11 protein-coding genes are annotated in these 10,236 nt (G+C 42.7%); 2 read left to right on the forward strand and 9 right to left on the reverse strand.

The window, feature by feature from the left end:
* The first annotated feature begins 44 nt into the window (after positions 1-44).
* Complete coding sequence (locus RLN88_RS13545) at positions 45-3,167, forward strand: UvrD-helicase domain-containing protein (RefSeq protein ID WP_350221946.1); 3,123 nt, start codon at positions 45-47, stop codon at positions 3,165-3,167.
* A 32-nt stretch (positions 3,168-3,199) separates the two neighbouring features.
* Here RLN88_RS13545 and RLN88_RS13550 read toward each other — a convergent pair whose 3' ends face one another.
* From RLN88_RS13550 to RLN88_RS13560, 3 genes are read right to left on the reverse strand one after another with little or no spacing between them, the layout of a single operon-like run.
* A complete protein-coding gene (locus RLN88_RS13550; RefSeq protein ID WP_350221947.1) occupies positions 3,200-3,583 on the reverse strand; it encodes a nuclear transport factor 2 family protein in 384 nt (127 codons plus the stop codon).
* A gap of 2 nt (positions 3,584-3,585) precedes the next feature.
* Complete coding sequence (locus tag RLN88_RS13555; protein ID WP_350221948.1) at positions 3,586-4,032, reverse strand: VOC family protein; 447 nt, start codon at positions 4,030-4,032, stop codon at positions 3,586-3,588.
* A complete protein-coding gene (locus RLN88_RS13560) occupies positions 4,032-4,472 on the reverse strand; it encodes a VOC family protein (RefSeq protein ID WP_350221949.1) in 441 nt (146 codons plus the stop codon). The genes RLN88_RS13555 and RLN88_RS13560 overlap by 1 nt, the downstream gene beginning before the upstream one ends.
* Positions 4,473-4,594: 122 nt before the next feature.
* Here RLN88_RS13560 and RLN88_RS13565 point away from each other — a divergent pair, with 122 nt between their 5' ends.
* Positions 4,595-5,575, forward strand: a complete 981-nt coding sequence (locus RLN88_RS13565; protein ID WP_350221950.1) for a GlxA family transcriptional regulator — start codon at positions 4,595-4,597, stop codon at positions 5,573-5,575.
* Between the two features lie 86 nt (positions 5,576-5,661).
* Here RLN88_RS13565 and RLN88_RS13570 read toward each other — a convergent pair whose 3' ends face one another.
* The 6 genes from RLN88_RS13570 to RLN88_RS13595 form a co-directional block, all read right to left on the reverse strand.
* Complete coding sequence (locus RLN88_RS13570) at positions 5,662-5,874, reverse strand: hypothetical protein (protein WP_350221951.1); 213 nt, start codon at positions 5,872-5,874, stop codon at positions 5,662-5,664.
* 217 nt (positions 5,875-6,091) lie between these two features.
* Positions 6,092-6,781 carry a hypothetical protein gene (locus tag RLN88_RS13575; RefSeq protein WP_350221952.1) on the reverse strand — a complete coding sequence of 230 codons (690 nt, stop codon included), beginning with the start codon at positions 6,779-6,781 and terminating at the stop codon, positions 6,092-6,094.
* Between the two features lie 438 nt (positions 6,782-7,219).
* Positions 7,220-7,645: a putative toxin-antitoxin system toxin component, PIN family gene (locus RLN88_RS13580; protein ID WP_350221953.1), complete on the reverse strand. Its 426-nt coding sequence runs from the start codon at positions 7,643-7,645 to the stop codon at positions 7,220-7,222.
* Positions 7,623-7,850, reverse strand: coding sequence for a type II toxin-antitoxin system VapB15 family antitoxin (gene vap15, locus RLN88_RS13585; protein WP_350221954.1), 228 nt, complete (start codon positions 7,848-7,850; stop codon positions 7,623-7,625). The genes RLN88_RS13580 and vap15 overlap by 23 nt, the downstream gene beginning before the upstream one ends.
* Before the next feature lie 289 nt (positions 7,851-8,139).
* Positions 8,140-8,742, reverse strand: coding sequence for a hypothetical protein (locus RLN88_RS13590; RefSeq protein WP_350221955.1), 603 nt, complete (start codon positions 8,740-8,742; stop codon positions 8,140-8,142).
* Between the two features lie 268 nt (positions 8,743-9,010).
* Positions 9,011-9,943 (reverse strand): hypothetical protein, encoded by a 933-nt coding sequence (locus RLN88_RS13595; protein WP_350221956.1) that lies wholly within the window; start codon positions 9,941-9,943, stop codon positions 9,011-9,013.
* Between the last annotated feature and the right edge of the window lie 293 nt (positions 9,944-10,236).

Raw genomic sequence — 10,236 nt, forward strand, 5'->3', positions numbered from 1 at the left:
CCATCTGTAATGTCACTAGTGTACACAGGAAGTATTTTAGTACTATGTCACTGACTATCTACAAGTCTTCTGCAGGTTCTGGGAAAACCTATACGCTTGCCAAGGAATATTTAAAGCTTGCCCTACAGTCAAAGGATTATTATCAAAATATACTCGCCGTGACATTCACCAACAGGGCGGCCGAAGAGATGAAAGAGCGTGTGCTCGATTTTCTAATCAAAATTTCAAAAGGCAAACATGAGCTAGTTAATGTATATGCTAAAGAGCTTGGTAAAAGTGAACAGCAAATCATAGAGGCCGCAAAGAATGCGCTAACTCACCTGTTGCATCACTATGGCTATTTCAACATCACAACGATTGATACATTTTTTCATCGGGTGATCAGGTCGTTTTCAAGAGAGATTGGTTTGCAGGGAAGCTTTGGGATTGAGCTGGACACAGAAAAAGTAGCGGAATTTATTACATCCAGTGTGTATGAAGGTGTGGAGGAGAATAAGCAGCTAAGAGATTGGCTGGTGGAGTTCTCTATGGAAGGACTGTCTGACGGTGAAGGATATGAAACCAAAGGACAGGTGAGCAAACTAGCAAAACAACTGTTTCAGGAGGAATTCAAAAAACTACCTCAAGGACAGTTTGCTGATGATCAGGTGAAAGACAAAATCAAAACTTTAAAGGGAGAACTACTAAAGACCAAGAAAGCTTTCGAGAGTGCTTTGATCAACATTGCCAGAAAGGCGGATGAGGCTATGCAATCAGCAGGGGTGACGATCGATGACTTACTTTATAAAGCATCCGGGCCAGGAGGATTTTTTCCAAAGCTTCATCGCAAAGAGTATGACTCATTGTTGACGAAGCGTGTGGAAACTGCGAAAGAGGATTCCACCGCCTGGACATCCAAATCAAGTAACAAGCAGGACCTGATCATTCAACTTGCCGAATCAAGTTTGATGCCTTTGATGAATGAAGCGCTGGATTACATTGAAGAAAGCAAACAGGATTATTACACGGCCAATGCGGTACTAAAGCACCTCTATACCTTAGGTCTCATGAGCGATCTAGCCCAGAAACTGCAGGACTATAAGCGAGAGGAGGAGATAATTATGATCTCGGATCTTCCGGATTTCCTATCCCAGATCATCGATGATAGTGGTTCACCATTCATTTATGAAAAAGTAGGGACATGGTACTCTCACTTCCTGATTGACGAATTTCAGGATACGTCACAATTTCAGTGGAACAATTTCAAACCGCTACTTGAAGAAAGCCTGGCGAATGGAAATGAAAACATCATCGTGGGGGATGCCAAGCAATCCATCTATGGATGGAGAGGCGGGGACCCGACCTTGCTGCTGACCCACGTGCAGAGGGATATTCCTCAAGCAAAGGTAGATCCAACGAAAAGTACCAACTGGCGAAGTGCACCAAGGGCTGTAGAATTCAACAATCAGCTATTTGCTTCTTTACCCCAAATTATGGCGGAGGAAATGAGCGAGGTAATTTCAAAGGAAGAGGCGGAGATGATAGTTAAGACCTATGAGGGTGTAGAGCAAAAAGTAGCGGATAAGAATCAAGCTTTAGATGGATTTGTTCAGTTGGAGTTTTTGGAAACCGAACGCAACGAATGGAAGCAGCAGGTGATGGAACGCACCATTGAAACAATGGAAAATTTGCTACGGGAGGGTCACAAGCTAAACGATATGGCCATACTGGTGCGCACCAATAAGGAAGCAACCGAAATTGTGAATCACGTGCTGGACTACCGTCGCAATCATGAAACGCAAATAGAAGTGATATCTGCAGATGGTATGTTGCTGGAAAATGCCAAGGTGGTGCAATTAATTCTTTCCGCATTCAATCACCTGATCAACCCCAACGATATCAGCATCCTGGCAGACCTGACCTATAGGTATCAAAAGGATGTGAAGAAAACCGGATTTTCGTCCCATGCTGATTTTTCAAGGTTAGGGAATGGTGGTTTACCTGCGAGCTTTACCAAGTACCAACAGCATCTGCTTCATCTTCCGATCCTGGAATTGGTGGAGGTGCTGATCAGAACGTTTGAGCTGAATGTACTGGAGGCAGAATATGTCTACCTTCAGGCCTTTCAGGATGCAGTACTGGAGTTTACTAAAAACAACCGCTCTGACCTGCGTCTGTTTATGGAGTGGTGGGAGGACAATGGAAAGAAACGCTCCGTACAGCTGACGGGGGCTTTGGATGCGGTAGAGGTGATCACTTCGCACAAATCCAAAGGACTACAATATCCGATCGTATTTGTCCCCTTCTGCAATTTCAATATGGACAGCAGACCCAAGCCTGTCTGGTACCAGTCCCCATTTCAGGAGGGAGAAAGTCTGCCGGTGGATTACAAATCCGAGCTGGAGCAAACGAAGTTCGCTTCACATTACCAAAAGGATATTGCCAAGTGGCACCTGGAAAGCCTGAATGTATTGTACGTTGCTTTCACCCGTGCAGAAAACGGACTATTTGTGTTTTGCGAGCCGCCTCCTAGCCGGAAGGAGAAAATGTATGGTACAGCCAGTAAGTTGCTTTGGGCCTTTTTTGAAAAACATCAAATAGAGGGATGGAATGAAGGACAGAAGGTATTCAGAATTGGGAGCTTACCTGTGAAACATCGGGAGGCGGATGAGCAAATGATCCAGTTGCGCAGCTACACTTCCAACAAGTGGAGCAATAAGCTCCAAGTGCGAAAAACCGGTAAGGCATACTATGATGATGAGGTAGAAAAGAGCCGAAGTGAAGGAACCCTGCTGCATCAAATTCTATCAGAGATCATTCATCATGAAGAGACTGTCCGTGTCTTGGATAGGTACGAACGAGCCATGCAGATTACGACAGATGATCGTAAGCGGTATGAGGCGTTGATCAATAATCTGTGGGAGAATGAGATTGTCAAAGGCTGGTTTAGTGGCGTAGGGGAGGTGAAGACTGAGGTAGTGGTACTTCCTAAAGACGGAGAAACGAAACGGATGGACCGTGTGGTGATAGATGGAAAGAAAGCGACGGTGATCGACTTCAAGAGTGGCCAACCAAAGAGTGAAGATAACCGACAGCTAAAAAAGTATGCATCGCTACTCACCGAGATGGGCTATGAAGTAAATGGATATTTATTGTATCTGAAGAATGGGGAGGTGAGGCAGGTTTGAACGTTGGTGTGCTTCAAGAGAACTGACCTCATTCATAAATCACCCGTTTTGATAATGTAGGTCTTCATGCCCCTAATTTCCTGACTTCCTGCGCTGGTAAATTCATATAGGTCGCAAAAGGCATACGTACGATTGCCCATCTTCATCTCTCCACTGATCGCTGCTTCTTTTCCATGCGTTAATATATGGTGAATTTGAAGTTCATCTGCCGTGTAGTCTTTCATGATGTTCATTTCATTCCGAAAAGCTTCCTTCCCTTGGATTTCCTTGTCGCCGTAGATGATCCAGTGAATGTCGTCACTCACGCTATTGATTAGGAAGTCTGCATCTCCTGTAGCGAATGCGATATTGAAGTTTTTCAAAAATTCCTTTTTGGGCGAATGGCCACAATCCGGATGTATGGATATCCTGGTCATAATCATCGGTTATAAGCTTCTTCCAAATCCTTCACGATGATCTTCCGCATTTTCAGCATGGCGTCAAACACCCGTTTGGATTTTTCTTTATTCGGATTACTGGTTAGTCTCATCAATGCCTCCGGGATGATCTGCCACCGCACACCGTACTTGTCCTGCAGCCAGCCGCACATGGATTCCTTTCCTCCATCCTTGACAAACGTATCCCAGTAATGGTCTACCTCCTCCTGATCTTTGCAATCCACGAAAAAGGATACGGCATCATTGAATGGATCATGCAGGCCTGCCTCCAGGATGGCAAATCGCTGACCACTCAGCTCAAATGTGGTGACCATAGGTGCCTCAGAGACAATTTTTGAGTTGGGGAAAATACGTGTGTAGTATTTTGCTGCTTCTTTTCCTTGCGATTCAAACCAAAGGAAAGGAGTGATTTTTTGAATGGTTGCCATTACCCCGCTTTTTCCTCACAGTTAAACATCCACTGCACGCCAAACTTATCGGTGCAGCTACCGAAATAATCTCCCCAAAACATATCCTGTAGCTCCATGGTCACTTCACCGCCATCAGATAGCGCAAGGAAGAGCCTTTTTGTTTCCTCCTTTGTATCAGGCTGTAAATTGATATGAATATTGTCTCCAAACTTTACAGTGCATCCCATGGATTCCAATGCATCTGTACCCATTAGCATGTGACCACCAAGAGTAGGTAGCATGACATGCATGACCAGGTTTTTATCTGCCTCAGGCAGTGGGGGCATTCCTTCTTGCGGAGGTACATCGCCCATTCGGGAGATATGTCCAATGAATTCAGTTTGAAAGACCTGCCTGTAGAAGTTAAATGCTTCTTCGGTATTTCGATTGAAATTAAGATACGTGCTTACACTTGCCATAATTGTTTTTTAGTCAAAGGTGGGAAAATCTTTCATAGGGGAAACTGTGCAATTGCGACTATCTGGAGGGTTGATTGCGACGTGCTTTCAGCCTACTTTTGACGTTCACTTAATCGCATATTATGAAGCACGTTTCCATCCTCATCCCCAAAGGACAATACAGCATTGTCAATATTGGTGGCACTTTTCAGATGCTAAACTGGGCCAATGATGTCTACACCCAGCAAGCCAGAAAACCCCTGTTCGATGTGGAGTTTGTGGGAGTGAGCAAGCCATCCAAGGATACAAATGGGTTCTACACGGTGATGCCTACCAGGGCGATCGACCAGATTGAAAGGACCGATTTGATCATTGTGCCTGCCGTACATGAGGAGAATGCCAAAGCGATTGAAATGAATAGGGAGGCGATCAATTGGATCAAAGCTCAGCATAATGGTGGGGCGGAGGTAGCGGCCTTTTGCATCGGCGTGTTTCTGCTCGCGGAAACCGGTCTGCTCAATGGAAGGCCCTGCAGTACGCACTGGGGGCAGGCAGCAGAGCTCCAGGAGATGTTTCCGGATGTGCTGGTGCAATCAGAGAAGATTATCACCGAGTGCGACGGTCTTTATACCAGCGGGGGAGCGTATGCCTTTACCAATTTGGCTATTTACCTCATTGAGAAATTTGGGGGGCGGGAACTGGCCATCCTGACGGCCAAGAGCTTCATGATAGACCTGGACAAAAACGATCAGTCGGTTTTTACCATCTTTTCAGGGCAGAAGCACCATGACGATCAGATGATTCTGAAAGTGCAGAGAACCATCGAAGACAAATACAAAGAGGCACTGACTGTGGAATACCTGGCAGATCTGCAGGCGACCAACCGGCGCACACTGGAACGAAGGTTTCGGGCATCTACGGGTAACTCTGTGATCGAGTACCTGCAGCGGGTGCGGGTGGAGTCAGCGAAGAAAGTGCTGGAGCGGGAAACAGGCAATGTGACAGAAGCGATGTACTCAGTAGGATACAATGACCCAAAAGCCTTCCGTGAGGTCTTCCGAAAGCATGTGGGCATCAGCCCGATGGATTATAGGAAGAAGTATAGCAGGGCGGTGCTTAGCTAATGTTGATGTCATGTCTGCCTGATGCGGTTATTCAATGGGGGTTGTATCTCTGCGGCAAATGAGGGGGATAAAGGGGTGAAAATGTACTATGCTACTATGCAAATGATCTTTGCTGCGATGTAGCCACCCTTTGCTTTCATGTAAGTGTCCGTTGCTGCGATGTAAGCAACCATTGCTTTGATGTAAATGGCTCTTGCTTTGATGCAAGTGGCCATTGCTACACTGCAAAAGGTTCTTGCTGTAATGTAAATAGTCTTTGCTATGCTATAAGTGGATATTGCGGTGATGTAAGGACTCATTGCTTTGATTCAAGTAGTCTTTTGTATTGTGTTTTACCACCTGGATTTGTGATGTCACTCCCTAACCCCGAAACGACGGACCGCCTAGAGGGGGAACTTGGTTTTGCACCATCATTTCCCCCTTGAGGGTGATTGAGATGGAGGTGCTAAGCCGGAATCTTGATTATTTGGTTTTAGCACAAGCGGACGCTTGCCCCAGTTGGGGGCTTGTTACCAGCTATTTATTAGCTGTCATTATAGTCACTATAAGTCCGACTTTAAATCCACCTACATTTAATTCTGGAGCATTTGTAGTAGAAAAATCTCCATTATACCAATAATGATCAAAAGGGATTTGATACCTGAAGTCAATTCCTATCGATTCGGGCTCTTTATATGGAATCATGGCTCTGAAACCTAGAGTTGCTGATAATACTTCGCTATGTAGTTTCGAAATATTCTGATTCAAAATTTGTTCCTCAATGTTTGTGTCATTTGGTGGTAAATTTTGAATTTCGACTCTTAAACCATCGACTGAAACCCCCAAGTATGGAATCATATTTACTTTAAATAAATAAAATTTATATCCGTAGTTTATTCCTATTGTTGAAACTGCTGCATCTGTTCTAACATCATTAATATCTTCACTTGAGGTGAATCCAATAGACGTGATTCCTTCTAAACTTATTAGGCTCCTGCCAAATTCATAATGAATGGATGCCCCAATAAGAGGATGTTTAGAAGTGGCAGCAGGAATACTTGCTTGTTTTAGAATTCTATTAAGGTTATCAAAGTTTACGAATTGTATTCCCCAATACAAGTTGAACCCGAGTTTAGAAGATCTTTTAGTATGAAGTGTGTCTGTGGAGTCTTGTGAGTAAGTTGAAATTACAATAGTGAAAAGTAATATTGTCAGAACTCTCTTCATTTGGAATGCATTATTGCTGGTAACGCCTATGTATGGTGAATGCGCTTGCACTTTCCAGTATCACTAAAGTATCGGATTACTTCTAAAGTTGAAAGTAGCTCGAAAGCGCATTCACTATACATTTTGTTAGGTTTTCGTGTTTTCTCGTTCTGGTGGGATGGAATAGGCTAGCTCTTTGGCTGGTTTTGGTTGAGAGTTGCATGTGCGACCAGCCAACGCCAAGCTAGCAGGAGTGCGCCCCGAGCTTAGCAAGTTCCGATAAAAGTAGCGATTCTGGCTCCAACTCACAACGGTTCAGATACAGCACGTTCCACAAGCATTTTTCTGAGTTGCAATAAGAAATGTAGAAAGCACAGACCTTTCCAAAAGCCAGAAATCGTGGTTCAGTTGCACTGAAAGTAGCAGATAGGCAGTAGCCACATGCATTTTTACCGTCTGTTACCTGTCGGGTATTTTAGCTAGTAGTTGATTAGGTTCAATGATCTCCGTTCCCTCAAAGGGATTCAGTTCCAATAAGTCTTGATCTCCCGTTACTAAAAAGTTAGACTTTGAAACTCTGATCAATCCCAGCAAAAAGTTGTCTTTCGGATCTCTGCAAATGTTCGGATACTCTATGATCTCATAGTCAGTTCCGATGAAGTTCATCAGTTTCAGAAGTTCGGCTACCTTCTCTTTACTGAAATATTTTTGAAATTTCTTCCTTCGTGTTACTTCAGTCAACTCCGTTCGAAGTTGTTCGGATAGTATGATTTCAATTCTTTGAGAAGTTAGAAGTTCTGTCAACTCACTAAGTTGATGACCAATGAGGTAACTGATCCAAATATTGGTATCGAATATGACCTTAGTTCGCTTTTCGCTTGTCATAAAGGTCTTGTCTGACTTGTTCAACTTCTGACGTTATCTCGTTCATAGAAAGTTTGTCAGTTCGGAAAGTAGTCAAAAGTTCAGTCAGTTTGGAGCCAATAGTTTCCTTCTCAAGTTCTCGGGAAATCTTGATCTTCTGTTCGCCTGGCAAGTTCCTAACCAGTTCGAGTATTTGTGAGAAAGAAAGGTTCATGTTCGCTTCCATAAGATAAAGTTACGAAAAAGTAGCACTATCTGTTATCATTGCGCAGCTGACAGGTAACGCTCAGATATGGCGCTGTGGCCTCCGAGCTTAATTAATTGCGATAAAAGTAGCTTATCTGCCGGTGCTCACAAAGTATCCAGAATCCACTACGTCCAGAAAGATGAAAAATCCTGCGAGCTGAAGAAAGTAGAAAGCGCCAACCTTTCTCAGCGGCTGATTCATGGTGATGTTCGCACTAAAATCTGTAAATTGGCAGTTGGCGCATTCGTGCTAGCGATTGTTACCAGCTTTAACTTTTTGCAATATCCAGCCTGTTCAAAAAAGCAGTGATTAGTTGTTGCATTTCGGTGCATAATTGTTCAGAATTAGTTCGTAGTTCAGGAAGCCGTACGGGTTCAACTTGTTCATTAGAACCGATTTCTTTCCAGATGATTTCATCGTATCCGTATTCCCAAAGTTGCCTAAGGTTCGGTTTGTTTCTAAGTGTTCTGATTTCCAGATCGCCAGTTTGCTCGTCGAAATCACCGCATAAATTTATAAAGTTGATGGCTTCAGTAATTGTCCTTTTATTGAAGGTTTTGGTTTGAATAGAATCCTCAAGAATCTCCAATTCAAAAAGTGTTGAACTACACTCCAATTCGCGTACCTTGTTCAGCCAAGTTAAAGTGTTCACCGGATCAGGAAGAATGGGTTTTACTTTGATGATCTCTTCCATTAGAGTTTCATAATCTTCTGTGGCAATAATTCTATTTTGTTGATTAACCATGAATTTGTCCTGATCCTGGTCTGTTGAATCAGTTAGCCATATAACAAAGACGGGCTGAGCAAGTGAATTTGATGAAATGCGAATTACCCATGTTAAGTATTGTTGGCATATGTCGTCAAAGTTCATGAGTAGATTTCTCTGTGGAGTATTGCTGGTAACGTCTAGCTAAGCGGCGGATGTCCGAAACTTGCTAGGTAACGATAAAAGTAACGAAGGTGCACCACCCGCACAAACTTCCAGATACCGATGCGTACAGAAAGACATTCGCCAGATGCATAGGAAAAAATAGAAAGCATTGCAACTTGCAGAAGGTGCACCGAAGTGGGCGAGTCCCTAAGCAGTAGGTAAATGGGCAGTAGACATCTGCCGACTTAGCGCCTGTTACACACTGTTATTACCTATTTAAAATGTCACTGGCTTTGTTGATACCAACATCAGTCATAAACATGTCATCATCGTTGATGTATTTGATTAGACCTTGTTTAATCAGAGTTCTTATGCTTTGAGTTAGATTCTTAACTCGTTGCTGGGTTCGTCTATTTGATTCATCATATTTAACCAATAAATCTTCCCTTCTGAATTCCGACTTTCCATAATCGCTGGTGTAAAAGGCATAAATTAATATCCACTCGCTTTCTGTTTTAGGAAGATCTCTTATTACAATATCGCGCATTACTGGGAGATCTTTGGGATGTGATTTTGTAACTGGTTTGGTTGGGGTAGATGTTTCTTTGGACTCAGTTCTCTTTCTAGTTGTCTTCTTTTTAGTTTTTGGTTTAGATGGACTTTCTTCAGAATTATCCGAACCTGATGGTTCTAATGACTCGTCCACATCTGGTTCTTCATTATCAATTAGTTTCTTAATCTGATAATCCTTCTCTTTTAGCTGTTCTTGTAATTCCGCTATTTGTTCTTTCAATCTGGAAATATCTGGGCTTCCCTCTCTAATAATTTCGAGTTGCCATTCTTCGGCAGCAATCTCTTGTTTATGTTGGATGTCGGCAATTCGATGGTTTTTTGAAATAAGTTTTCTAAGTGCAATTGCTCGTTGAGAAAGCCAATCAAATAAGGCTAAAATGTATGGTAAGACGATCAAATAAAAAGCTGTTACAATCAAGGGAACGTATAGATTTAGCCATATGTCCAAGTAGCAATTTTCAATTAGTTCTATTCTTTCCTCAATTGTTGTATCTGACAAAATAAGGATGAAGATTATTCTCCAATTCAGAGCAGACCAGGCAAAAATGAAAGTGCCAATTACTGGATTTTTAAGTCGTTCACGGGCTGACTCGAAAAATGAAAGAAAGAAATCTTTGAAAGTAGTCATTATCAATGAGTTCGTTTGAAGTTAGTAAGAATTATATAAACCGTTCTTTACGGTACAATTCTTAATAACCGAGATGGTGTGTAACTATAATGTAACGCGCACAGTGCGCGTTATTTTTCTTATATATTTTTAGGCGCTTTTGATTCTAACTGGTTGATGCTCAGCTTTGAAAACGACATTTAGTCGTTTGTAAGCATTTATTGTCGGATATAATGCGCACGCTTTACCCTTTCAAATATACCGTTTTCTCTCAACTACATCCCATTCATTACCTCACCAAAAACCCACCGTTA

The organism is Ekhidna sp. (genome assembly GCF_040223195.1).
Classification (GTDB): Bacteria; Bacteroidota; Bacteroidia; order Cytophagales; family Cyclobacteriaceae; genus Ekhidna.

Excerpts from the sequence above, each read along its gene's own strand:
- RLN88_RS13545 (WP_350221946.1), top strand. The coding sequence starts at position 45 with ATGTCACTGACTATCTACAAGTCTTCTGCAGGTTCTGGGAAAACCTAT.
- RLN88_RS13550 (WP_350221947.1), bottom strand. The coding sequence starts at position 3,583 with ATGACCAGGATATCCATACATCCGGATTGTGGCCATTCGCCCAAAAAG.
- RLN88_RS13555 (WP_350221948.1), bottom strand. The coding sequence starts at position 4,032 with ATGGCAACCATTCAAAAAATCACTCCTTTCCTTTGGTTTGAATCGCAA.
- RLN88_RS13560 (WP_350221949.1), bottom strand. The coding sequence starts at position 4,472 with ATGGCAAGTGTAAGCACGTATCTTAATTTCAATCGAAATACCGAAGAA.
- RLN88_RS13565 (WP_350221950.1), top strand. The coding sequence starts at position 4,595 with ATGAAGCACGTTTCCATCCTCATCCCCAAAGGACAATACAGCATTGTC.
- RLN88_RS13570 (WP_350221951.1), bottom strand. The coding sequence starts at position 5,874 with ATGAGTCCTTACATCACCGCAATATCCACTTATAGCATAGCAAAGACT.
- RLN88_RS13575 (WP_350221952.1), bottom strand. The coding sequence starts at position 6,781 with ATGAAGAGAGTTCTGACAATATTACTTTTCACTATTGTAATTTCAACT.
- RLN88_RS13580 (WP_350221953.1), bottom strand. The coding sequence starts at position 7,645 with ATGACAAGCGAAAAGCGAACTAAGGTCATATTCGATACCAATATTTGG.
- vap15 (WP_350221954.1), bottom strand. The coding sequence starts at position 7,850 with ATGGAAGCGAACATGAACCTTTCTTTCTCACAAATACTCGAACTGGTT.
- RLN88_RS13590 (WP_350221955.1), bottom strand. The coding sequence starts at position 8,742 with ATGAACTTTGACGACATATGCCAACAATACTTAACATGGGTAATTCGC.
- RLN88_RS13595 (WP_350221956.1), bottom strand. The coding sequence starts at position 9,943 with ATGACTACTTTCAAAGATTTCTTTCTTTCATTTTTCGAGTCAGCCCGT.